Source organism: Streptomyces sp. NPDC006283 (assembly GCF_040613325.1).
In the GTDB taxonomy this organism is placed as follows: Bacteria; Actinomycetota; Actinomycetes; order Streptomycetales; family Streptomycetaceae; genus Streptomyces.
Genome location: NZ_JBEXRZ010000053.1, coordinates 17,429 through 39,876 on the forward strand (window position 1 = coordinate 17,429; position 22,448 = coordinate 39,876).

Consider the following 22,448-nt stretch of genomic DNA (forward strand, 5'->3'; position numbering starts at 1 on the left):
CGACGATGAGCCGCGCAGTGCCGCGGGCAGTGCCGGGGGGCAACAGAGATCGACAGTCGTGCAGTTCCTCCGCTCCGACCGCGTCGTCCCCGCACTTTCAACGGAGGAAACCCGCCATGAGCTTCGGCGACCCGAACAACCCCTACGGCCAGCAGCAGGGCCAGCAGCCCGGCTACGGCTACCCCCAGGCCCCGCCGGTCCAGCAGCCCTACGGCGGCGGTTACCCGGCCGGTCCGACCGAGATGCCCGGCATCACCAAGGCCGCCCGCATCTTCCTCTACGTCATCGTCGCCTGCCAGCTCGCGGTCGCCGCTCTCTACGGCTACACGATCTCGGAGTTCGACAAGGCCGCGGCCGACCTGAACGGCACCGAGAGCGAAGCCTTCGCCGACCTCGGCAAGGGTGTGCTCGGCTTCCTCCTGGTGCTCTCCCTGGTCTTCGCCGCGCTGGGCCTGGCCCTCGCGCTGAAGTACGCCAACGGCGCCAACGGCGTCCGCGTCTGCTCGATCGTCTACGGCGCCTTCGCCATCATCAGCGGCATCTTCACCATCCCGATCGGCCTGATCACCCTGATCGTGGCGATCCTGCTGATCGTGTTCGCGTCCAAGAGCGCGACCGCCGACTGGTTCAAGCGCCCGCGGCACTGACCTCGTGGCGCTCCGAAGGCCGTGACCCCCGACGGGTTCACGGCCTTCGGCCTTTCCCGGCCCGGTTTCGTGCCACAACCGGATCTCGTCGCACCGGTGGGCCGACCGCAGGCTGCACGGACCTGAGCCCGACCGGCTGAGCGGCCCGGCGCACCGAGCACACGGACGGCCCGCCGGTTTGCGACCGGCGGGCCGTCCACGCTCGCACTCAGTGGAAGAAGTGGCGCGTCCCCGTGAAGTACATCGTCACGCCGGCCTTCTTCGCGGCCTCCACGACCTGCTCGTCGCGGACCGAACCTCCCGGCTGCACCACGGCCTTGACGCCCGCGGCGGTCAGGATCTCCAGCCCGTCCGGGAACGGGAAGAACGCGTCCGAGGCGGCGTACGCGCCGCGCGCCCGCTCCTCGCCGGCCCGCTCGACCGCGAGCTTCGCGGAGTCGACGCGGTTGACCTGACCCATGCCGACGCCCACGGAGGCGCCGTCCTTGGCGAGCAGGATCGCGTTGGACTTCACCGCGCGGCAGGCCCGCCAGGCGAAGGCCAGCTCGGCGAGCTCCTCGGCGGACAGTGCCTCACCGGTCGCCAGCGTCCAGTTCGCCGGGTCGTCGCCCTCGGCCTGCAGACGGTCGGTGACCTGGAGCAGCGCACCGCCGTCGATGGGCTTGATCTCGACCGGGTTCGCCGGGGCGCCCTCGGCGCGCAGCACCCGGATGTTCTTCTTCTTGGCCAGGACCTCGACAGCGCCGTCCTCGTAGCCGGGCGCGACGATCACCTCGGTGAAGATCTCGGCGACCTGCTCGGCCATCGCCACGGACACCGGGCGGTTGACCGCGATCACACCACCGAACGCGGACAGCGGGTCACAGGCGTGCGCCTTGCGGTGCGCCTCCGCGACGTCCGCGCCGACGGCGATGCCGCACGGGTTGGCGTGCTTGATGATCGCGACGCACGGCTCGGAGTGGTCGTACGCGGCCCGACGGGCGGCGTCGGTGTCCGTGTAGTTGTTGTACGACATCTCCTTGCCGTGCAGTTGCTCGGCCTGCGCCAGGCCGCCGCTGCCGGAGGTGTAGAGCGCGGCGGGCTGGTGCGGGTTCTCGCCGTAGCGCAGCACGTTCTCGCGCTCCCACGTGGCACCGAGGAAGTCCGGGAACTCGGACTCGTCGGCGGGGGCGTAGGACGAGGCGAACCAGGAGGCCACGGCCACGTCGTACGCGGCGGTGTGCTGGAACGCCTCGGCCGCGAGCCGCTTGCGTGCCGCGAGGTCGAAGCCGCCGTCCTTGACCGCGGACAGGACGTCCGCGTAGCGGGCCGGGCTGGTGACGACCGCGACCGAGGGGTGGTTCTTGGCGGCGGCGCGGACCATGGAGGGCCCGCCGATGTCGATCTGCTCGACGCACTCGTCCGGACCGGCGCCGGAGGCGACCGTCTCCTTGAACGGGTACAGGTTCACGATCACCAGCTGGAAGGGCTCGACGCCGAGCTCGGCGAGCTGGCTGCGGTGATCCTCCAGACGCAGGTCGGCGAGGATGCCGGCGTGCACGCGCGGGTGCAGCGTCTTGACCCGGCCGTCCAGACACTCCGGGAAGCCGGTCAGCTCCTCGACCTTGGTCACCGGCACACCGGCGGCGGCGATCTTCGAGGCGGTGGAGCCGGTCGAGACGAGTTCGACACCCGCCTCGTGCAGGCCGCGGGCGAGGGCCTCGAGCCCCGTCTTGTCGTAGACGCTGACCAGCGCGCGACGGATGGGCCGCTTCATGGATTCGGCGGTCACGGGATAATTACCTTTCGTCCCTCAATGCGGTAGCCGTTACGGGCCAGGCGCCCCACGACATCGACGAGCAGCCTTCGCTCGACTTCCTTGATGCGCTCATGAAGAGCGTCGCCACCGTCTGCGTAGTCCTCGTCCCGGACCTCGACCACGCCCTGCGCGATGATCGGCCCGGTGTCGACACCGTCGTCGACGAAGTGGACGGTGCACCCGGTGACCCTGACGCCGTACGCGAGTGCGTCGCGCACGCCGTGGGCTCCGGGGAAGCTGGGCAGCAGGGCGGGGTGCGTGTTCACGAACCGCCCACCGAAGCGCGCGAGGAACTCCTTCCCCACGATCTTCATGAAGCCGGCCGAGACGACGAGGTCCGGCTCGTACGCGGCGGTGGCCTCGGCGAGCGCCGCATCCCACTCGTCACGGGTGGCGAAGTCCTGCACCCGGCAGACGAAGGTCGGCACGCCCGCGCGCTCCGCGCGCTCGAGACCGGCGATGCCCGCCCTGTCCGCGCCCACGGCGACGATCTGTGCCCCGAATCCGTCCGGGTCGGCGGCGATCGCGTCGAGAAGGGCCTGAAGATTCGTCCCTGACCCGGAGACCAGGACGACGAGGCGGGCGGCAGCCACAGAGGGACTCTTTTCGCGTTACGGTGCGGCATACGGTGCGACTTTGTGCGGTCGTACGAACGAGTCGCATCCCCGGATACGGGGAACTCTACGAAGGGGTCGACCGTCAGCAACGATACCGGCACACAGAACGGCCCCCACGGGACGGGGGCGTGGCCGGAAGGTAGCGTCTGGGGGCAGAGCCCGCGCCAGACGGGCCCGATCAGGGCATGACGAGGGGAAGACGTTCACCAGATGCCGGACCGACGCCGCCGTACGGACCTCCTGTTGCCGCGGGAGCGCCAGTCCACGGACGACAACAACCCCTTCGCGCCACCGCCGGAGGGCAGGCCGGACCAGCCGTGGCAGCCTCGCCACCCGTCGTCGGGCGACGGCTCGCCCTCGGACGACTCGTCCGGCTCAGCGGACTCGCCCGACGAGGGCAGCTCCGGCTCGGGCTCCAACCGGGGCAGCCAGTGGAGCAGCCGCCAGCCCGGCCGCTCCTCGGGGGGCTTCGGCAGCCGCCCCGGCTCTGAGGGGAACGGCGGCTCGGGCGGGCAGCCGGGCGGCACCGGCGGCATGCGCTGGGACCCGACCGACCCGGCCCAGCGGCGGGCGCGGTACGCCCTGCTGTCGGGTATGTGGGCGTTCTTCTTCGCGGTCTTCGACTTCGCCGAGATCGCTCTGCTGCTGGGCGCTCTCGCGCTGTACTGGGGCATCAGCTCCCTGCGGGCCAAGCCCCAGCGCCGGGTGTCCGCCGACGCCCTGACGACGGGCGGCATCCCGCCGAACGCCCCGCCCCCGCCGCCCCACGCCCCCGCTTCCGCCGCCACGTCGGGCGGCAAGCCGCAGATCACCTCGGCGGTGAGCGGACTGGTGATGGCGAGCATCGCACTGCTGATCGTGGCGGCCTCGTTCACGGCGCAGCTGGTCTACCGCGACTACTACACCTGCGTGAACGACGCCCTGACGAAGTCGGGCCAGCTGGCCTGCAACGAGGAGCTCCCGTAGCCATGTGAACGGAGCCGGTGCAGGGCGGGGAGTTCACTCTTTCGGGCCCGGCGTCAGGAATGCCGGTCGGTGTGGTCATGCACTATTCACGTCGTCCGCCTGTGGCACTGTGGGCGAATACGCCTCTGATCGCGAGGAAAGGAAGCGGAATCCATGCCGACGGTCGAACTGAGCACGGCGCAGGACGCCACGGTCGAGCTTCACTACGAGGACTACGGCCAAGGCCGGCCGGTCGTGCTGATCCACGGCTGGCCGCTCAGCGGCCGGTCCTGGGAGAAGCAGATCGGGCCGCTGGTGGAAGCCGGATATCGCGTCATCACGTACGACCGGCGGGGATTCGGCCAGTCGTCACAGCCGTGGGACGGCTACGACTACGACACCCTCGCCGACGACCTCGGAGCCCTGCTCGTCCACCTCGACCTCAACCACGCGACACTGGTCGGCTTCTCCATGGGCGGGGGTGAGGTGGTGCGCTACATCAGCATCTACGGCACCGGACGTGTCAAGCAGGCGGTCCTGGCAGCCGCCGTACCGCCCTGCCTCTACAAGTCGGACGACAACCCGGACGGCGGCCTGGACGACGCCACCATCGCCGAGTTCGAGAACGGCGTCGTGGAAGACCGCCCGGCCTTCCTGGACGGCTTCGTCACCAACTTCTTCCAGGCGGGTGACCGCACCGACCTCATCAGCCCCGCCCAGCACACCTACAACGTGGGCCTGGCCGCCGTGGCGTCCCCCAAAGGGACCCTCGCCTGCATCAGAGCCTTCGCGCGCACCGACTTCCGCGCCGATCTGGCCGCCGTGGACGTGCCCACTCTGATCATCCACGGCGACAGCGACCGCATCGTGCCCTTCGAGGTCAGCGGCAAGCGCTCTTACAAGGAGATCCCCGGCAGCACACTCACACTGATCGAAGGCGCCCCCCACGGGCTGAACGTCACCCATTCCGAGCAGTTCAACAAGGCACTGCTCGACTTCCTTGCCCGTTGAACGGAGCGGGTAGTCGGTGTGCGGGGGCCGGCCCCTTACCCCGCGCCCGCCACAAGCGCCCGCAGGGTCCGCTCCAGCCGGGCTCGCCGCTGCTCCGGCGTCAGGGCCTGAAGCAGCGGCAGGACGGCCAGGTAGCGGCCGGTCCGATCGAGCGCCTCGAATGCCTTCCTGGCCTCGGGGTCGGTGTCGAGCGCCGCGTCGAGGTCGGGCGGTACCGTCGCCGTCTTCTGCGACTCGTACGCAGACGCCCACCGCCCGTCCGCCTGGGCCCTGCGCACCTCGGCCAGTCCCGGCTCGCGCATCCGCCCGTCGGCCGTCAGCACGGCCACCTTGTCCACGTTCACCTGCGACCAGAGGCTCTTGGGGCGCCGCGGCACGTACTTCTGCAGGAAGTACTGCTCGTCGCAGGACCGCCGTTGCCCGGAGATCCAGCCGTAGCAGAGCCCGATGTCGACGAGTTCTCCGTCGGAGACCGAGGGGATGCCGGACTTCTTCTTGGCCACCTTGATCCACACCCCCTCGTGGCGTGTGTGGTGCTCGGCCAGCCAGTTCTCGAACGCCTCGGCGTCCGGGAAGGCGATGATCTCCACTCCGTCGATCTCATCCATACGGCTCAGATTAGTGGCTCCGGGCGTGGTTGAACGGGGGCCCGCCAACCGTGGTAGGAAAGGTGACATGGGCGCCTTCGGTCGATTCGTGGCTGGGCCCCGGTCATCGAGCTCCCGGTCATCGAGCCCCCGGCCACGCCGGGGCCTCCGCTCGCTGCTCGGCTCGCGCACCGTTGCCGGTCAGGTCTTTCTGCTGGAGCTGGCACTGGTGGTGGTGCTCGTGGCCGCCGCCGCGGCGTCGCTGGTGCTGCAGGGCCGCCGGGCAGCGGTTCAGGAGGCCCGGGCCCGGTCGTTCGGCATCGCCGAGGCGTTCGCGCACTCGCCGGGTATCGCGGCGGCCATGGACGGCAGGGATCCCACCGCGGTCCTGCAGCCGCTCGCGGAGGCGACCCGCAGGAGCACCGACGTCGAGTACGTCGTCGTCGCCGACCGCCGTGGGTTCCGCTACACCCACCCCGACCCCTCGCTGATCGGGAAACACATCATAGGCCCGTACAAGGAGGCGATCGAGGGCCGCGGCTTCACCAGTACCTTCGCGGGCAGCCGCGGGCCCGCCGTGAACGCCGTTGTGCCCGTTCACCGCGCCGACGGCTCGGTCGCCGGCGTGGTGTCGGTGGGAATCACGGTGGAGAACGTCAACAAGCTGGCCTACCGCGACGTACCGGTGCTCCTCGGCACCGCCGTTGCCGCGCTCGCGCTGACCGCGGGCGGCGCGGCGCTGGTCAGCCGGCGCCTGCGGCGGCAGACCCACGGGCTCGACCCCGCCGAGATGACGAGACTGTACGAGCATCACGACGCGGTGCTGCACGCCGTACGGGAAGGCGTGCTGATCATCGGCGAGGACGGGCGGCTCCGCCTGGTCAACGACGAGGCGCGCCGGCTGCTGCAGCTGTCCGCGGACGCGGAAGGCCGCCCGGTCACCGAGGTGGGCCTCGACCCGGCCACGGCGGAGCTGCTGGGGTCGGGGCGGACGGTGTCGGACGAGGTCCTCATGGCCGGTGACCGGCTGCTGGCGGTCAACCTGAGGCCGACCGACGAACACGGAGCCCATGCCGGGACGGTCGCGACCCTGCGGGACACGACCGAACTGACCGTTCTCGCCGGCCGGGCCGCGGAGGTGCGGGAGCGGTTGCTCCTGCTCTACGAGGCCGGGTCGCGTATCGGCGCGACGCTCGACGTGACCCGGACCGCGGAGGAGCTGGCGGAGGTGGCGGTCCCGCGCTTCGCGGACTTCGCCACGGTGGACCTCGCCGAGCCCGTGCTGCGGGGCGAGGAACCGGCGGCGCCCACCGACGCCGTGATCGACATGCGCCGTACCGCCATCGCGGGCGTGCGCGAGGACCATCCCTTCCACGCGATCGGGCGGACCGTCGGATTCTTCCCCGCCACCCCGTCGGCGTCGGGTGTGGTGCACGGCCACACCGTGCTGGTGCCGGAGCTGGCCGCGGAGCCGGGGTGGCAGCAGGATCCCGAGCACGCGGCGCGGATCCTCGCGTACGGATTCCACTCCCTGCTGTCCGTTCCGCTGCATGCGCGCGGGGCCGTCCTCGGGACGGCGAACTTCTGGCGCGCCCAGAACCCGGATCCGTTCGACGAGGACGACCGGTCCTTCGCCGAGGAGCTGGTGGCCAGGGCCGCCGTCAGCGTCGACAACGCCCGCCGCTACACCCGCGAGCACGAGATGGCGGTGACACTGCAGCGCAGTCTGCTGCCGAGCGGTCTGCCCGAGCAGAACGCGCTCGACGTGGCCTTCCGCTATCTGCCCGCCGAGGCCGGCGCGGGCGGTGACTGGTTCGATGTCATCACGTTGCCGGGGGCGAGGGTGGCCCTGGTCGTGGGCGACGTGGTGGGGCACGGCCTGCACGCGGCCGCGACGATGGGACGGCTGCGCACGGCGGTGCTCAACTTCTCCTCGTTGGATCTGCCGCCCGACGAACTCCTCGCGCGCATCGACGAATTGATCGTCCGCGTCGACCAGCAGGCACGGACGGGGGCGGAGGAGCGCGTGGAGATCACCGGGGCGACGTGCCTGTACGGGATCTACGACCCGGTGGCCGGTAGCTTCTCCGTGGCCCGGGCGGGGCACCCGGGGCCCGTGCTGGTGCTGCCGGACGGCACGGTCTCGTTTCCCGAGGTGCCCGCCGGACTGCCGCTGGGCGTAGGCGGCCTGCCCTTCCAGGCGGTGGAGGTCCAGGTGCCGGAGGGCAGCCGCCTGATTCTGTGCACCGACGGTCTCCTCGAGACACGGGACCGCGACCTGGACACCGGTCTCGCGGTGATGCGGGACGCCCTGGCCGGACGGCGGCGGACCCCGGAGCAGACCTGCGAGGACGTGATCGCCACGCTGCTGCCCGCACCTCCCGAGGACGACGCCGTCCTCCTGGCGGCAGGTACGAGCCTGCTGGATCCCGCCCGGGTCGGCGAATGGGACGTCGAGCCGGAACCGTCGGCCGTGGCCGGGGTCCGCAAGGGCGTGTCGCAATGGCTCACCGACCGGGGCCTCGACGAGGAATCCTTCGCCATGGAGCTGATCCTCAGCGAGCTGGTCACCAACGCGATCCGGTACGGCGGCGCGCCGATCCGGGTCCGGATGCTGCACGACAGGACCCTGATCTGCGAGGTGTCCGACGGGAGCAGCACGGCACCGCATCTGCGGTATGCGGCGACCACCGACGAGGGCGGCCGCGGGCTGTATCTCGTCGCCCAGTACGCGGAACGCTGGGGCACCCGCTACACGGCCGGCGGGAAGGTGATCTGGTCGGAACGGACGCCGGGCGCCGGGGAGCCGGAGGCGTTCGCGTGGAACCCCGAGCTGACGGATCTGTGACGGCCTGCGGGAAGACGCCGTTTCAGGTCGGCTCTTCGGGTTGGCTACCGACGGCCTTTGAGGCCGAGCGAGCGTGTGCTGTGCCGATCTCCCGCAGGCCAGGGAGCGCCGCCGCCGTATGGCCGGGGCGCTCCGTCTGCCTCACCTCCCGCACCCCGGCGCCGGACGGACGTCGAGCACGAAGCGCTCCGGCGAGTGCAGCGTGCGGGTGGTGAACACCGGCTTCGTGTCGAAGGCGGCGCCGAAGGTGACCACTCCCTCGAAGTCCCCCGTCATGGCCAGTCCCTTGAGCGTGGGCAGCCAGACCTTGGTCAGCTTCGGTCCCTTGTAGACGGACCTGCCGGCGTCGTCGTGGGCGGCCGCGGGCGAAAGGCGGATCTCCAGGAAGTACTTCCCGGCGAGCGGGACCTTCGAGCCCAGGCCGTCGTACCGAAGCTCCTTCACCGCCTTCACGGTGACCGGCGGCATCTTTCCGCGGACATCGACGACGATCCGGTCGAAGGAACCGTGGCCGCCCCACCGTGCGTTGGTGACGAGAGCAGTCGCCGGAGCGGCCTGCGGGGCCGCGTGCTGCGGGGCGGCTGCGGAAGCGGGGATCGTCGCTCCGATCCCGGCCGTGAGAAGGATGCCGGCGGCGACGGCCGCGAGGCGTGGACGGTAGCGCATGGCGTCCCCCCATTTCTTCTGATACGGGGACAGTGGTGTCACAAGGGGAGACACGCCGCGAAATCACCTGGTTGCACGGAAACCAGAAGAATCTTGCCGATAACTCCCTACCGGCCGGCCTTCCGCTTGTTCCACACGTCGAACCCGACCGCCGCCAGCAGCACGAGACCCTTGATGACCTGCTGGTAGTCCGTGCCGATGCCGACGAGGGACATTCCGTTGTTGAGCACGCCGAGCACCAGACCGCCGATGACCGCGCCCATGACCGTCCCGACACCGCCGCTCATCGAGGCGCCGCCGATGAACGAGGCGGCGATCGCCTCGAGCTCGAAGTTCAGGCCGGCCTGCGGAGTGCCCGCGTTCAGACGCGCGGCGTACACGCAGCCCGCGAGTGCCGCGAGCACGCCCATGTTGACGAAGATAAGGAAGGTGACCCGCTTGTCCTTGACGCCCGACAGCTTCGCCGCCGCCTTGTTGCCGCCGAGTGCGTACACGTGCCGGCCGATGACCGCGTTGCGCATCACGTAGCCGAGCCCGATGAGCAGCCCGCACATGATCAGCATGACGACCGGCACACCGTGGAAACTGGCGAGGGTCAGTGTGAAGGCCACCACCGCGGCCGTCGTCGCCACGCACTTCGCCGCCCACAGGCCGGTCGGGAGAACCTCGAGTTCGTAGGCGAGCTGGCGCTTGCGGTCCCGCCACTCGCGCAGCAGCAGGAAGACGACGGCCATGAGCCCGAGGACGAGTGTCGGGTTGTGGTACTGCGTGTACGGGCCCATCTCCGGGATGAAGCCCTTGGCCATGTTCTGGAAGCCGTCGGGGAACGGCGCGAGTGACTGTCCCTCGAGGACGATCTGTGTCAGCCCGCGGAACAGCAGCATTCCGGCCAGCGTCACGATGAACGACGGGATGCCGACATACGCGATGAAGAAGCCCTGCCATGCTCCGGCGACCGCGCCCATCAGCAGCGACAGGACCAGGGCGAGCACCCAGGGCATGTCGTGTTTCACCATCATCACCGCCGACATGGCGCCGACGAAGGCGACCAGCGAGCCGACGGACAGGTCGATGTGGCCGGAGATGATGACGATCATCATGCCGATGGCCAGGATGAGAATGTAGCCGTTCTGCTGGATCAGGTTGGAGACGTTGTTCGGCAGCAGCAGTGTGCCGTCGGTCCAGATCTGGAACAGGACGACGATGAAGGCGAGGGCGACGAGCATGCCGTACTGACGCATGTTGGCACGTACGGAGCGGATGAGGAGCGCGCCCGCCGTCTGCGGGCCGGACGGCGCGGGGGACGCGTCCTTGGGGGGAGTGGTCGTGGTCGTCATGGCGGGGCCTCAGCTTCTGTTCATGGTCATGTGACGCATCAGGACTTCCTGTGTGGCCTCCGCGCGGCCGACCTCGCCGGTCAGCCTGCCCTCGGCCATCGTGTAGATCCGGTCGCACATCCCGAGGAGCTCCGGCAGTTCGGAGGAGATGAACAGGACTGCCTTGCCCTGCCCCGCGAGCCTGTCGATGACGGTGTAGATCTCGTACTTGGCGCCGACGTCGATCCCTCTGGTCGGTTCGTCGAGGATCAGCACCTCGGGGTCGGCGTGGATCCACCTGCTCAGGACGACCTTCTGCTGGTTGCCGCCGGAGAGCCGGCCCACCTGCTCGAAGACCGTAGGGGCCTTGATGTTCATCGACTTCCGGTAGCGCTCGGCGACGGACCGCTCGTGGTGCTCGTCGACGACGCCGCGGCGGCGCATGCCCGGCAGCGAGGCCAGTGAGATGTTGCGGTTGATGCTGTCGATGAGGTTCAGGCCGTACTGCTTGCGGTCCTCGGTGACGTACGCGATACCGGCCTCGATCGCCGCGGGCACGGTCCTGGTGGTCACTTCGCGGCCGCCCACCCGTACCGTTCCGCCGACGTAGCGTCCGTAGGAGCGGCCGAAGACGGACATGGCGATTTCGGTGCGGCCCGCGCCCATCAGGCCGGCGATGCCCACGATCTCCCCGCGGCGCACGGTCAGCGACACATCGTCGACGACCAGGCGGTGCTGGTCGACCGGATGCCGGACCGTCCATCCCTCGACTTCGAGGGCGACCTGGCCGGCCGCCTCGTGCGTGCAGGGCGTACGGTCGGGGAAGCGGTGGTCCAGTTCCCGGCCGACCATGCCGCGGATGATCCGGTCCTCGGACAGCCGGGGTTCGGCGTCCGGGGTCTCACGGACCGTGAGGGTCTCGATGGTCCGTCCGTCGCGCAGGATCGTCACCGAGTCGGCGATCGTCCGTATCTCCCCCAGCTTGTGGGAGATGATGATGCTCGCGATGCCCTGGGCGCGCAGCTCCAGGATCAGAGCGAGGAGCTTGGCGCTGTCCTCGTCGTTGAGCGCGGCCGTCGGCTCGTCGAGGATGAGCAGTTTCACCTCTTTCGCCAGGGCCTTGGCGATCTCCACCAGTTGCTGCTTGCCCACGCCGAGGTCGGCGACGGGAGTCTGCGGCTTCTCCCTCAGCCCCACGCGCTGGAGCAGCTTGCTCGCCTCGTGCAGCGTGCCGTTCCAGTCGACGATGCCGCGCGAGGCCCGCTCGTTGCCGAGGAAGATGTTCTCGGCGATCGACAGGTGAGGGACGAGCGCCAGCTCCTGATGAATGATCACGATGCCGTGCCGCTCGCCGGCCCTGATGTCCTTGAAGGCCACCGGCTCGCCCTCGAAGTGGATCTCGCCTTCGTAGCTGCCGTGCTCGTGCACGCCGCTGAGCACCTTCATCAGCGTCGACTTGCCCGCGCCGTTCTCGCCGCAGACGGCGTGGACCTCCCCGGCCCGCACGGACAGGTTCACATCACAGAGCGCCGTCACGCCCGGGAACGTCTTGGTGATGCTCCGCATCTCCAGCAGAGGCCGCGTCACTTGAGCTGCCCTGCCGTGAAGTACCCCTCGTCGACGAGGAGCTGGGTGTTGGCCTTGTCGATACTGACCGGGTCCAGCAGCTGGGACGGCACGGTCTTCGTGCCGTTGTTGTAGTCGGTCGTGTTGTTGACCTGCGGCTTCTTTCCGTTCAGCACCGCGTCGCCCATCCGCACGGTCTGAGCGGCGAGTTTGCGGGTGTCCTTGAACACCGTCTGGGTCTGCTCGCCGCGGAGGATCGACTTCACCGAGGCCAGCTCGGCGTCCTGCCCGGTGACGACCGGCAGCGGCAGACGCTTCGTGCCGTAACCGGCGCTCTTGAGCGCGGAGATGACGCCGATCGAGATCCCGTCGTACGGCGAGAGGACCGCGTCGACGCGCTCCTCGGCGTAGCTCTTGCTGATCAGGTCGTCCATCCGCTTCTGCGCGGTACCGCCGTCCCAGCGCAGCGTCGTGGCCTGGCTCATCTTCGTCTGCCTGCTGCGTACGACGAGCTGCCCGCTGTCGAAGTACGGCTGGAGCACCTTCATGGCGCCGTTCCAGAAGTACGTGGTGTTGTTGTCGTCCGGGGAGCCCGCGAACAGTTCGATCGTGTGCTTCTCGTCCGCGTCCTTGTCGGGCCGGCCGAGTTCCAGCCGGTCGACGATGTAGCGGGCCTGCAGTTCGCCGACCCGCTCGTTGTCGAACGAGGCGTAGTAGTCGACGTTCTCCGTCCCCATGATGAGGCGGTCGTAGGAGATCACGGGGATCCTGGCGTCGTGCGCGCGCTGGAGGACCTCGGTGAGGGCCGACCCGTCGATGGCGGCGACGACCAGGAGCCGGCGCCCCTTGGTGATCATGTTCTCGAGCTGGGCGATCTGGTTCTCCACCTTGTCGTCGCCGTACTGCAGGTCGGTCTTGTAGCCGGCCTTCTGGAACTGCTCGGCCATGTTGCGCCCGTCGGCGATCCATCGCTCCGAGGACTTGGTGGGCATCGCCAGGCCGATCGTGCCGCCCTTGCCGTCGTCTGCCTGGTAGCGGCTGCCGCCTCTGGCCTCCTGGCCACAGGCGGTGAGCGCAACGGTGAGCAGCGTGCTTAGTGCCGCGGCGGCGGTGATGCGCGCGCCGCGGGGGCGCGGGCGTGGGAGGCGGCGGATGCGGGTGCGGGTGGTCATGGACTCAGTCCCCTTCCGGGACGGCGAAACGGCGGAGTTCGCCCGGCAGCCGGGAACCGAGCGGCGACATCCCGCCGTCCGCACCGAGCCGGGCCAGCAGGTCGAGCGCGAGACGGCCGCGCCGGACGCGCTCACGTGCGGTGGCGAGCGTGTGGTCGCGCATCTGGGCGCCGTACGGGTAGATGCCGGACGACCGGCTGAGGCCGAACTTGAGGTAGATCGGGGCGCCGCGCCGGATCAGCTCGGCCGCCTCGTACATCCGGATGTATCCGCCGAGGTCGTCGGGCGCCTCGATGTACATGTCCATCGGGGCGCGGCTGATCCGGCGGATCTCGGTGAGGTGGTCCAGGGTCAGGTCGGATGGCACATTGAGGGAGTCGGCGCCGAGGTGCTCGTAGACGGCGTAGGAGGCGGGGTTGACGGGGCCGGCGAGCGCGGACAGCTTGAACGTGGTGTCGGCGGGCAGCTGACCCGCGGCGCGCAGCCGGTGCAACGTCCACAGCACGCCCTCGTCGGCGACGAGCAGACAGCGCACCCCCAGCCGGGCGGCCCGCAGAGCGTCTTCGACGCAGCCTGCGAGTGCGTCGTGCCCTCGGGCGCGGAGTCCGGCACCGCCCGACTCGGTACGGGTGGCGGCCCCGATGTCCCAGGTGCCGCGCGGCCCGGTGAACAGGCAGAGCTCGATGCCGCGCTCGGCGCAGGACTCCGCCATCTCGGTGATCTCGTCGTCGGTGAGCATCCATACGCCGCTGCCCTGACTGATGCGGTGGACGGGCACGTCCAGGCGTGAGCTCTCCTTGAGGACGACGGCCAACGCTTCCGGGCCCTCCACCGAGGGGATCTCCGTGCGCCAGGTACCGCCGTCGGGGAACGTGTGCGGCGAGGCGTCGGCCGGATCGAGGGCGGGGACGGGATGGCCGATGCGGGCGAGGGCTTCGCCGCCGGGGCGGCGAGCTGCTGACGGGGCGGTCACGGGACTCCCAAGTTCGGTCTGTCGGAAGTGAAGGAGGGGAGGGCGCGGTGGGAAGGGCGGCCTTCGGCCCGGCGCACGTGCGGAGTTCCCAGAGCGTCCTACGGGCGCAGCAGAACCTTTCCGGTCTTCGGGTCGCCGGCACCGACCAGGGCGATGGCCTCGTCGAAGCGCTCCAGCGGATACTCGTGCGTGATCAGCGGAGCCGGATCGATCAGCCCGAGCCGGAACGCCCGCACGGCATCCGACCAGGCGGAAGACGGCGCGCCGAAGACGCTCCGGATCTCCAGCTGGCTCACCGAGAGATGTACGGGGTCGATGCCGTCCGCGCCGGGGGTGAACATGCCGGTGAGCACCACCCGGCCGCCCCGACGCGCCAGCAGGCAGGCGGCGGCCGCCGTGGTCGACGCCCCCGCGGTCTCCACCACAAGGTCGAAACGGCCCCGCGCGCACGTGGACTCCTCGGGGCTCAGCGCCTCACTCGCCCCGAACCGCAGCGCCTGCTCGCCCCGCGCCCCGCGGGGGTCGACCACGGTGAGCTCGGCCGGCGACGACGCGGCCAGCAGCTGCACGGCGAGCAGGCCGAGGGTGCCCGCGCCGACCACCGCGATCCGCTCCCCGGGGCCGGGCCGCCCGGCCCGTACGGCCGCGGCGACCACGGCGGCGGGCTCCAGCAGGGCCGCGGCCCGCAGGTCGGCGTCGTCGTGCAGTGGATGCAACAACCGGGCGGGCAGCGTCAGATGATCGGCGAACGCGCCCGGCTCGGTGAATCCGGTCTCGGCGTATCCGCCGTCGCACAGACTTGTCTCGCCGCACCGGCAGCGCTCGCAGACGCCGCATGCCCGGAACCCCTCCGCGACGGTCCCGCGGCCGGTGAGGGCGGGGTCCACGCCCTTACCCACGGCTTCCACGATTCCCGACCACTCATGGCCGGGAACGACCGGATAGCGGACGTAGCCTGCGTCGCGGCGGCCGTCGTAGACCTCGCGGTCGCTCATGCAGATCCCGGCCGCCGCGACCCGCACCAGGACCTCGCCGGGGCCGGGCACCGGGACCTCGCGGCGCACCAGGCGGTGCGCGCCGGGCCGGTCGACGATCAGTGAACGGCTCACTTCGGCGCCCTCTGTTCCCATCCCTCGGCCCAGAGGTCGAACCGGGCCTTCTGCTGCGGGAATTCGGCCGCGGCCGCCACGTCCAGCTCGACACCGAGGCCCGGGGCGTGCGACACCTCGAAGCAGCCGGTCGCGGGATCGACGGCGGGCGCACCCTTGACCACCTTCTTGATCTCCGCGTCGGCGAAGTCGTTGAAGTGCTCCAGGATCTTGAAGTTCGGTGTGCAGGCGGCGAGTTGCAGCGAGGCCGCGGTGAGCACCGAGCCGCCGACGTTGTGCGGGGCGACGAGCATGTAGTGCGTCTCCGCCGTTGCCGCCAGCTTGCGGGTCTCCAGGATGCCGCCGATGTGGCCCACGTCCGGCTGGATGATGTCGGCCGCCTGGGACTCGAACAGCTCCCGGAACTCGATCCGGTCGTGGATGCGCTCGCCCGTGGCGACCGGCAGGTCCACCTTGTCCGCGACCTTCTTGAGCGCCTTGAGGTTCTCCGGAGGCACCGGCTCCTCCAGCCAGGCGGGCCGGAAGGAGGCCAGTTCGCGGGCCAGGCGCACCGCCGTCGACGGGCTGAACCGCCCGTGCATCTCCAGCATCAGCTCGGTGTCCGGCCCGATCGCGTCACGGACCGCCTCGATCAACGACACGGCGTACAGACGCTGTTCATGGTCCAGCTCGTAGTGGCCGGTGCCGAACGGGTCGATCTTCAGCGCGCGGTAGCCCCGGGCCACGACCTCGGCGGCGGCCTTGTGGTACGCCTCCGGCGTCCGCTCCGTGGTGTACCAGCCGTTGGCGTACGCCTTGACCCGGTCGGTCACCTTGCCGCCGAGGAGCTGCCAGACCGGCACGCCCAGCGCCTTGCCCTTGATGTCCCAACAGGCGGTCTCCACACAGGCGATGCCGGACATGACGATCTCGCCGGCCCGCCCGTAGTCGCCGTACTTCATCCGTCGCACCAGGTCCTCTACCGCGAACGGGTCGGATCCGGCGATGTGGTTGGCCTCCGCCTCCCGGAGATAGCCGATCAGTGCGTCGGTGCGGCCGAGCATCCGTGTCTCTCCGACGCCGGTGAGTCCTTCGTCGGTGTGGACGAGCACATAGGTGAGGTTGCGCCAGGGGGTCCCGACGACATGAGTGCTGATTCCCGTGATGCGCACGGCAGTTGCCCCTCGGGTCTGTTCGAGATTTCGTCATACGTTCGAAATGCTGGCGTGACCGTAATCAGCGTGCCGATGGGGTGTCAATGGGATGCGCGGCGGCTGTTCCGGCGGGACCATTGCCGGGCCGACTGCCCCGCGGATAGCCTGCGTTCGTCATATCGGCCATTGGCCGGAGTATCGAACAGGGAGTGGGTGGCGGCCATGGGACGCCTTGTCCCCGCGGTGACGAGGGCTTTCGACATACTCGAGTTGTTCCTGGAGTGCGACGGGCCCCTCTCGGCACCGGAAGTCACCCGCAAGCTGCAACTGCCGCGCACCACCGTGCACGAGCTGCTCACCACGCTCGCCGCCCGCTCCTACCTGGTCACCGTGCCGGAGCAGCCGGGCCAGTACCGCCTCGGAGTGCGCACCTACCAACTCGGCAGCCGTTACGCCGAGCAGCTCGACCTGGCCGCGGAGGGCGGGCGGGTGGCGCGCGAGGTGGCGGAGACCTGCGACGAGACCGTGCATGTCGCGATCCTCGAGGACACCGACGTCATCTACATCGCGAAGGTCGACTCCACCCATGCGGTCCGCATGGTCTCCGCCGCCGGCCGCAGACTGCCGGCACACTGCACCTCCGTCGGGAAGATGCTGCTGGCCTCCCTCCCGGCGGACGAGCTCGACGCCCGCATCGAGGGCAGGGAACTGATCGCGATGACACCCGACAGCCTCACCGATCCCGACGAGCTGCGCGCCGCTCTCGCCGGGATCCGCGAGCGCGGCATCGCCGTCGAGCACCGTGAGTCCAACCCGGACGTCAGCTGCGTCGCGGCTCCCGTGCGCGACAGTGCGGGCCGGGTCGTCGCCGCCCTGTCCATCTCCGTGCCCGTGATCCGCTGGAGCGAGGAGCGCGGGAGCGAGCTCGCCGAGCTGGCCGACAAGGGCGCCAGGGACCTGTCCGTACGCCTCGGTCACCGGGGTACCCGGTGAGGGCGGAGGTCGCGGTACGGGAACGGGCCACGCTGGGGGAGGGCCCCACCTGGGACCCCGCGACCGGGCGGCTCATATGGGTCGACATCCTGGGCTGCCGGGTCCACACCTACGACCCTGCCGGCGGCCGCCGCAGCGTCATGACCACCGAGCAGCACGTGGGTGCTGCCAAGCCCCGGGCCGGCGGGGGCCTGGTGGTCAACCTCCGGGAGGGCGTCGGCCTGTACGACACCGACGGCGCGTTCTCCTGGCTGGCCCGCCGACCGGTTCCGGGCCGGCGCGGCAACGACGCGGCCGTCGCCGCTGACGGGGCCCTGTGGGCGGGCACCATGCGCTACGACGAGAAGGCCGACGGCGGCAGCCTCTTGCGCGTCGCACCCGACGGCACCGTCACCGAGGTGTTCGGCGGCGTGGCCGTCAGCAACGGCACCGGCTGGAGCCCGGACGGCTCGCTGATGTACTACGTCGACAGCCCGACCCGTCGCATCGACGTCTGCCGGATGTCCGGCGAACGGCCCCTCGACCGGCGGTCGTTCGTCACCGTCGAGCCCGGCGCCGGCTTCCCGGACGGCCTCACCGTCGATGCCGACGGCTGTGTCTGGGTCGCCTTCTGGGACGGTGCCAGGCTGTGCAGATACACCCCGCGAGGCGACCTGGACCGCACTCTCGAACTCCCCGTACGCCGCCCCACCGCCTGCGCCTTCGGAGGCCCCGGGCTCCGCGACCTGTACATCACGACCGCCCGCACGGGTCTCGCCCGCCCGCACCCGCTCTCCGGCTCCCTGTTGGTGGTGCCGGGCGCGGGAGTGGGGATGCCCGCCGCCGCGTTCGGGGGCTGAGAACCCGAGGGCCCTAATCCTCCAGGCGCGGGCGGCTCTCGTAGGGCGGCCACAGGTGTGCCGTCTCGCCCGGCGCGATCTGGTCGACGACCTCGGCCAGCGCCGCACACGCGACCTCGATCTTGCGGCGGACGCCGATCTGCTCGGTGATGATCGCCGCCAGCAGCAGGCCGGTCAGAGCCGCACATCCGTTGAGAGCCTGGAGAATGATCATGACCTCGAGAACGGAGCGGTCGGCGAACGGGCCGGCACCGTCCGTGGCCGCCCCGATCGCCACCACCGAGATCATCAGTGCGCACGGGGCGGAGCCGGGCAGCTGAAAACGCAGGGCGGCCCAGATCAGCACGGGGAACACCAGGAACAGAAGCGCCAGCTCGACCCGGGTCGCGATCACCGTGACGACCAGGGACGCCACCGTGAGGGCAGTGGCCTCCGTCCACCAGTAGGGGCGGGTCACACGGGGGATCCGGGCCCGGCGCAGTACGAGCAGAACCGGCGTGATCACGAGGACCCCCATCGCGTCCCCGGCCCACCATGCCGACCACACCGCCCAGAACTCGCCGAGCGGCAGGGAGCCGTTCACCAGCAGGCTTCCCGCACCGAGCGTCGCGCTGACCAGCATGCCGCCCAGTGCGCCGAGGAAGATGAGCGCGAGACCGTCGCGCAGCCGGTCGAGCTCCGTCCGGAAGCCGATCCGCCGGAGCATCAGATAGGCGGCCACAGGCGCGATCGTGTTCCCGGCCACGATGCCGAGGGACCCGATGTCCATGGAGTTGATGGTGGCGATGGTGACCACCGTGCCGATGGCGATCCCGGGCCACACCCCGATCCCCAGCCACAGCAGACAGGTCAGGGCGATGCCCGTGGGCGGCCACAGCGGCGTGACCACCGCCCCCTCCACGACCACCTGCTGAAGCAGGCCGATCTGCCCGCCGACGCAGTAGGCGGCGGCAACGGCGAGGATCCGCAGCAGCGCTGCGGCCGTACGTCGGACTTGCTCGCTCCGGACCACGCCTTTCATCACACAGCGTCCGCGCCGCCGAGTCCGCGTGACACGCGCGGCGCGCGCCCGGATCTATCCGATGCCCGATGCGTCCCGCACTGCCGCGGCGGCTTCCACCGGGTCGTGGAGCAGGACCAGGACCGCCGCGTCGTCCGTGTGCTCGGTCAGCGCCGCCGCCTCCATCACCTGCGCGGCCAGTTCCTCCGCGTCCACGTCCTGCTGCACCGCGGAACGGACCAGCCGGGTGACCGCCTCCAGCCCCGCCTCGAGGGGATACGAGGGCCCTTCCACGACACCGTCGGTCAGCAGGACGAACGCGCCGCCGCTGGACAGCCGGCGCCGCTGGACCGGGTACAGCTCGCCGGGCAGGATGCCGAGCGGCACACCGGCCTCCTCCTCGACGATCCCGCCGTCCCCGGCGGCCGTCGCCCACACGGCGGGCACATGCCCCGCACGGGCGCTCTCCAGCTCGCCGGTGGCCGGGTGGTAACGGAGGAAGCTGCAGGTCGCGAAGAGCCCGTGGTCCACGGACAGCAGCAGTTCGTTGGCCCGGCGGAGCACTTCGCCGGGGTCGGGGGTGGCGGTGGCCACGGCGCGCAGTCCGATGCGTACCTGCCCCATGAAGGCGGCGGCCTCCACGTCGTGGCCCTGCACGTCGCCGATGGAGAAGCCGAGGGAGCCGTCCGGCAGCACGAAACCGTCGTACCAGTCACCGCCGATGTCGAGACCGTTGCGCGCCGGTGCGTACGCGGCGGCGACCCGCAGCCCCGGGACGGCGGGAAGGCCGGCGGGGAGCATCGAACGCTGCAGCGCCTCGGCCAGTTCGACCCGGGCCTGCTGCCGCTCCGCGCCTTGGCGCACACGGTCCGTGAGCCGTCCAAGGGTGGTCAGCATCTCGTCGGCGGTCGCCGATCGCAGGGGACGGCGCCGGGTCATGGACCTCTCCGAGCTGCGTCCGAAGGTCGACCGGCCCGGTCACTCGCGCGGCGCACGGTGGACCCGGATCGGCTGGGACTGGAGCCCGCGTTCATTGTATTTGCGCCGGGCGGTCCGCGCGCGGACGGTCCTCGCAGGGCACCCGGTGCGCCGGGTCCTTCACAGCGGCCGGTTCCTGGCCGTCTGTGTCGCAGGTCCGGGCAGGCGGCGCCATGGCCCATCGGATCGTGCGGGTCAGCGCGATCCCGCCGAGCCGCACACAGGACCGCTCGACGGCGGGCAGATGCGGCAGGCCGAGCGGCTTGCGTGCCCACGTCGGCAGCATGGAAACCGCGTTCGCCGCCAGGAGCGCGTACGGGGCACGGGCCGCCCAGGGCAGCGGCGGATGGAGCAGTATGAAGCGGGTCGCCTCCTGGGCCTGCTCGGTGGGCCGGAGTTCGCCGCGATAGGCGGCCAGCCGTTCGGCCAGCTCCCGCCGGTCGTGCGGTGGGTCGACGACGCCCAGCGCCGTCGCCACCCTTGCCGTGTCGGCGATGTAGGCGTCACAGCCGGCGGCGTCCAGCGGATGGGCGCCGTAGCGCTGGTGGGCGCGCAGAAAGCAGTCGACCTCCGCGACGTGCACCCAGGCCAGGAGATGGGGGTCGGAGGCACGGTAGGCCTCACCGGTCCCCGTGGTGCCGGTCACCCGCTCGTGGACTGCCCGGACCCTGTCCACCGCGTGCTGCGCGTCGTCGGCCGTTCCGTACGTCGTCACGGCCAGAAACGTGCTGGTCCGCTGGAGCCGTCCCCACGGGTCGCCCCGGTAGCCGGAGTGGGCCGCCACGGCCGCCATGGCCAGCGGGTGCAAGGTCTGGAGCAGCAGAGCGCTCAGGCCGCCGATGAACATCGAGGCGTCGCCGTGGACGGTACGGATGGGCCGGTCGGGGCCGAACCACCGGGGCCCCGGAGTGTCGTGGATCCGCGCGCGCGTCGTGGGGCCGGACGGTCCCGCGACGCGCGCGGAGAGGCTGCTGCCGAGGCGTTGCCGAAGGCAGGGCGCTCTGAGCGCAGACATGCTCATCCCACCAGTATCGCCCGGGCGTAAAGCCCTGCCGTGAGCCGACGGCACACCCCCGGCTCACGGCACCGCAGGCCCCCGCTCACGAAGCCCCTAACGGTGGGTGGCCAGGAATCCCGCGAACACGCACAGGGCCGCTGAGCCGAGCAGTGCCGCGACGCTCGCGCAGAGCAGACGGCGCCTGAGCTCCTCGTAGCGGGCCGTGTACTCCGCACGCAGCTCCTGGGACCGTGCCACCAGCGCCGCAAGGACGCGCCGTGACACCGCGATGCGGTCCCCGGTGTAGACGCGGACGACCTCCTCGCGCTGCCCGGTGGTCAGCCAGGGCAGCCGGTCGGCGAACGCCTCCGCATCCCGTTCGGCCTCCTGCACATGGCTCCGGGCGAGCAGATAGCCCTCGATCCGCGCGATCCCCTCGGCGATCTCGGATTCGGTCTCCCGCTGCCGCACCGGACCGCTCACCTCTCGTTCTTGCCGTCGCCGAGCGGCGGAGCAACTCCCTGCCCCGGCTCGTAGACGTCGCGCCGGCCCGCGTCGGTCACGTGGTCGAGCGTCGCGATACCCGGATGGTGCAGGTCGAAGGCGGGGGACTCGGAGCGGATGCGGGGGAGGGTGGTGAAGTTGTGCCGGGGTGGCGGGCAGGACGTTGCCCACTCGAGCGAACGGCCGTAGCCCCACGGGTCGTCGACCTCGACCATCTTCCCGTACTTCGCCGTCTTCCAGACGTTGTACATGAACGGCAGCATCGACAGCCCGAGCAGGAACGAGGCGATCGTCGAGATGGTGTTCAGCGCCGTGAAGCCGTCCATGTTGAGGTAGTCCGCGTAACGGCGCGGCATTCCCTCCGCGCCCAGCCAGTGCTGCACCAGGAACGTGCCGTGGAAGCCGATGAACAGCGTCCAGAACGTGATCTTGCCGAGCCGCTCGTCCAGCATCCTGCCCGTAAACTTCGGCCACCAGTAGTGGAATCCGGCGAACATCGCGAACACCACGGTGCCGAAGACGACGTAGTGGAAGTGCGCGACGACGAAGTACGAGTCGGAGACATGGAAGTCCAACGGCGGCGAGGCGAGAATGATGCCGGTCAGGCCACCGAACAGGAACGTCACCAGGAAGCCGATCGACCACAGCATCGGCGTCTCGAAGGACAACGAGCCCTTCCACATCGTTCCGATCCAGTTGAAGAACTTCACACCCGTCGGAACGGCGATCAGGAACGTCATGAAGGAGAA

General features: G+C 70.4%; 21 protein-coding genes. 6 read left to right on the top strand and 15 right to left on the bottom strand.

Features of this window, described 5'->3' with window-relative positions; genetic code table 11:
- Positions 1 to 116 precede the first annotated feature (116 nt).
- Positions 117 to 647 carry a hypothetical protein gene (locus ABZ070_RS14090; RefSeq protein WP_356633400.1) on the top strand — a complete coding sequence of 177 codons (531 nt, stop codon included), beginning with the start codon at positions 117 to 119 and terminating at the stop codon, positions 645 to 647.
- A gap of 208 nt (positions 648 to 855) precedes the next feature.
- On the opposite strand, the gene purH is transcribed toward ABZ070_RS14090, so the two are convergent.
- Positions 856 to 2,418, bottom strand: a complete 1,563-nt coding sequence (purH, locus tag ABZ070_RS14095; RefSeq protein ID WP_356633402.1) for a bifunctional phosphoribosylaminoimidazolecarboxamide formyltransferase/IMP cyclohydrolase — start codon at positions 2,416 to 2,418, stop codon at positions 856 to 858.
- Positions 2,415 to 3,038 carry a phosphoribosylglycinamide formyltransferase gene (gene purN, locus ABZ070_RS14100; protein WP_356633404.1) on the bottom strand — a complete coding sequence of 208 codons (624 nt, stop codon included), beginning with the start codon at positions 3,036 to 3,038 and terminating at the stop codon, positions 2,415 to 2,417. Before purN ends, purH begins: the two co-directional genes overlap by 4 nt.
- Before the next feature lie 234 nt (positions 3,039 to 3,272).
- Between purN and ABZ070_RS14105 the strand changes: the two genes are divergently transcribed.
- Positions 3,273 to 4,028 (top strand): hypothetical protein, encoded by a 756-nt coding sequence (locus tag ABZ070_RS14105; RefSeq protein ID WP_356633406.1) that lies wholly within the window; start codon positions 3,273 to 3,275, stop codon positions 4,026 to 4,028.
- Between the two features lie 153 nt (positions 4,029 to 4,181).
- Positions 4,182 to 5,018: an alpha/beta hydrolase gene (locus tag ABZ070_RS14110; RefSeq protein ID WP_356633408.1), complete on the top strand. Its 837-nt coding sequence runs from the start codon at positions 4,182 to 4,184 to the stop codon at positions 5,016 to 5,018.
- Positions 5,019 to 5,053: 35 nt separating this feature from the next.
- Here ABZ070_RS14110 and ABZ070_RS14115 read toward each other — a convergent pair whose 3' ends face one another.
- Positions 5,054 to 5,626, bottom strand: coding sequence for a YdeI/OmpD-associated family protein (locus ABZ070_RS14115; RefSeq protein WP_356633410.1), 573 nt, complete (start codon positions 5,624 to 5,626; stop codon positions 5,054 to 5,056).
- Between the two features lie 154 nt (positions 5,627 to 5,780).
- On the opposite strand from ABZ070_RS14115, the gene ABZ070_RS14120 reads away from it, so the two are divergent.
- On the top strand, positions 5,781 to 8,453 hold the full coding sequence (locus ABZ070_RS14120) for a SpoIIE family protein phosphatase (protein WP_356633436.1): 2,673 nt from the start codon (positions 5,781 to 5,783) through the stop codon (positions 8,451 to 8,453).
- Between the two features lie 141 nt (positions 8,454 to 8,594).
- On the opposite strand, the gene ABZ070_RS14125 is transcribed toward ABZ070_RS14120, so the two are convergent.
- The 7 genes from ABZ070_RS14125 to ABZ070_RS14155 all read right to left on the bottom strand — a co-directional run bounded on the left by ABZ070_RS14125 (position 8,595) and on the right by ABZ070_RS14155 (position 16,406).
- Positions 8,595 to 9,119, bottom strand: a complete 525-nt coding sequence (locus ABZ070_RS14125; protein ID WP_356633412.1) for a hypothetical protein — start codon at positions 9,117 to 9,119, stop codon at positions 8,595 to 8,597.
- Positions 9,120 to 9,226: 107 nt separating this feature from the next.
- Positions 9,227 to 10,456 (bottom strand): multiple monosaccharide ABC transporter permease, encoded by a 1,230-nt coding sequence (mmsB, locus tag ABZ070_RS14130; protein WP_356633414.1) that lies wholly within the window; start codon positions 10,454 to 10,456, stop codon positions 9,227 to 9,229.
- Between the two features lie 9 nt (positions 10,457 to 10,465).
- A complete protein-coding gene (gene mmsA, locus ABZ070_RS14135; RefSeq protein ID WP_356633438.1) occupies positions 10,466 to 12,001 on the bottom strand; it encodes a multiple monosaccharide ABC transporter ATP-binding protein in 1,536 nt (511 codons plus the stop codon).
- A gap of 17 nt (positions 12,002 to 12,018) precedes the next feature.
- A complete protein-coding gene (gene chvE / locus ABZ070_RS14140) occupies positions 12,019 to 13,173 on the bottom strand; it encodes a multiple monosaccharide ABC transporter substrate-binding protein (RefSeq protein WP_356633416.1) in 1,155 nt (384 codons plus the stop codon).
- A gap of 4 nt (positions 13,174 to 13,177) precedes the next feature.
- Entirely contained in the window at positions 13,178 to 14,146 is a 969-nt protein-coding gene (locus tag ABZ070_RS14145) for a hypothetical protein (protein WP_356633418.1), read from the bottom strand.
- A 98-nt stretch (positions 14,147 to 14,244) separates the two neighbouring features.
- On the bottom strand, positions 14,245 to 15,276 hold the full coding sequence (locus ABZ070_RS14150; protein ID WP_356633420.1) for an alcohol dehydrogenase catalytic domain-containing protein: 1,032 nt from the start codon (positions 15,274 to 15,276) through the stop codon (positions 14,245 to 14,247).
- On the bottom strand, positions 15,252 to 16,406 hold the full coding sequence (locus ABZ070_RS14155; protein WP_356633422.1) for a mandelate racemase/muconate lactonizing enzyme family protein: 1,155 nt from the start codon (positions 16,404 to 16,406) through the stop codon (positions 15,252 to 15,254). Before ABZ070_RS14155 ends, ABZ070_RS14150 begins: the two co-directional genes overlap by 25 nt.
- Positions 16,407 to 16,610: 204 nt before the next feature.
- On the opposite strand from ABZ070_RS14155, the gene ABZ070_RS14160 reads away from it, so the two are divergent.
- Together ABZ070_RS14160 and ABZ070_RS14165 are read left to right on the top strand one after the other, a co-directional pair.
- Positions 16,611 to 17,381, top strand: coding sequence for an IclR family transcriptional regulator (locus ABZ070_RS14160; RefSeq protein ID WP_356633424.1), 771 nt, complete (start codon positions 16,611 to 16,613; stop codon positions 17,379 to 17,381).
- Positions 17,378 to 18,220 carry an SMP-30/gluconolactonase/LRE family protein gene (locus ABZ070_RS14165; protein ID WP_356633426.1) on the top strand — a complete coding sequence of 281 codons (843 nt, stop codon included), beginning with the start codon at positions 17,378 to 17,380 and terminating at the stop codon, positions 18,218 to 18,220. Before ABZ070_RS14160 ends, ABZ070_RS14165 begins: the two co-directional genes overlap by 4 nt.
- A gap of 13 nt (positions 18,221 to 18,233) precedes the next feature.
- Here ABZ070_RS14165 and ABZ070_RS14170 read toward each other — a convergent pair whose 3' ends face one another.
- From ABZ070_RS14170 to ABZ070_RS14190, 5 genes are all read right to left on the bottom strand, one after another.
- The gene (locus ABZ070_RS14170) at positions 18,234 to 19,232 is read right to left on the bottom strand and encodes an MASE1 domain-containing protein (protein WP_356633428.1); all 999 of its coding nucleotides are present in this window, start codon (positions 19,230 to 19,232) and stop codon (positions 18,234 to 18,236) included.
- Between the two features lie 63 nt (positions 19,233 to 19,295).
- Positions 19,296 to 20,159 (bottom strand): PP2C family protein-serine/threonine phosphatase, encoded by an 864-nt coding sequence (locus tag ABZ070_RS14175; RefSeq protein WP_356633430.1) that lies wholly within the window; start codon positions 20,157 to 20,159, stop codon positions 19,296 to 19,298.
- Between the two features lie 91 nt (positions 20,160 to 20,250).
- Complete coding sequence (locus tag ABZ070_RS14180; protein ID WP_356633440.1) at positions 20,251 to 21,213, bottom strand: oxygenase MpaB family protein; 963 nt, start codon at positions 21,211 to 21,213, stop codon at positions 20,251 to 20,253.
- A gap of 96 nt (positions 21,214 to 21,309) precedes the next feature.
- Positions 21,310 to 21,678 carry a hypothetical protein gene (locus tag ABZ070_RS14185; protein WP_356633432.1) on the bottom strand — a complete coding sequence of 123 codons (369 nt, stop codon included), beginning with the start codon at positions 21,676 to 21,678 and terminating at the stop codon, positions 21,310 to 21,312.
- Positions 21,675 to 22,448: cbb3-type cytochrome c oxidase subunit I (locus ABZ070_RS14190; RefSeq protein ID WP_356633434.1), on the bottom strand; the 774-nt coding region annotated here is incomplete at its 5' end. The genes ABZ070_RS14190 and ABZ070_RS14185, both read right to left, overlap by 4 nt.

Excerpts from the sequence above, each read along its gene's own strand:
- ABZ070_RS14175 (WP_356633430.1), bottom strand. The coding sequence starts at position 20,159 with ATGACCCGGCGCCGTCCCCTGCGATCGGCGACCGCCGACGAGATGCTG.
- ABZ070_RS14125 (WP_356633412.1), bottom strand. The coding sequence starts at position 9,119 with ATGCGCTACCGTCCACGCCTCGCGGCCGTCGCCGCCGGCATCCTTCTC.
- mmsB (WP_356633414.1), bottom strand. The coding sequence starts at position 10,456 with ATGACGACCACGACCACTCCCCCCAAGGACGCGTCCCCCGCGCCGTCC.
- ABZ070_RS14160 (WP_356633424.1), top strand. The coding sequence starts at position 16,611 with ATGGGACGCCTTGTCCCCGCGGTGACGAGGGCTTTCGACATACTCGAG.
- ABZ070_RS14115 (WP_356633410.1), bottom strand. The coding sequence starts at position 5,626 with ATGGATGAGATCGACGGAGTGGAGATCATCGCCTTCCCGGACGCCGAG.
- ABZ070_RS14150 (WP_356633420.1), bottom strand. The coding sequence starts at position 15,276 with ATGGGAACAGAGGGCGCCGAAGTGAGCCGTTCACTGATCGTCGACCGG.
- ABZ070_RS14180 (WP_356633440.1), bottom strand. The coding sequence starts at position 21,213 with ATGTCTGCGCTCAGAGCGCCCTGCCTTCGGCAACGCCTCGGCAGCAGC.
- chvE (WP_356633416.1), bottom strand. The coding sequence starts at position 13,173 with ATGACCACCCGCACCCGCATCCGCCGCCTCCCACGCCCGCGCCCCCGC.
- mmsA (WP_356633438.1), bottom strand. The coding sequence starts at position 12,001 with ATGCGGAGCATCACCAAGACGTTCCCGGGCGTGACGGCGCTCTGTGAT.
- ABZ070_RS14110 (WP_356633408.1), top strand. The coding sequence starts at position 4,182 with ATGCCGACGGTCGAACTGAGCACGGCGCAGGACGCCACGGTCGAGCTT.
- ABZ070_RS14105 (WP_356633406.1), top strand. The coding sequence starts at position 3,273 with ATGCCGGACCGACGCCGCCGTACGGACCTCCTGTTGCCGCGGGAGCGC.
- ABZ070_RS14090 (WP_356633400.1), top strand. The coding sequence starts at position 117 with ATGAGCTTCGGCGACCCGAACAACCCCTACGGCCAGCAGCAGGGCCAG.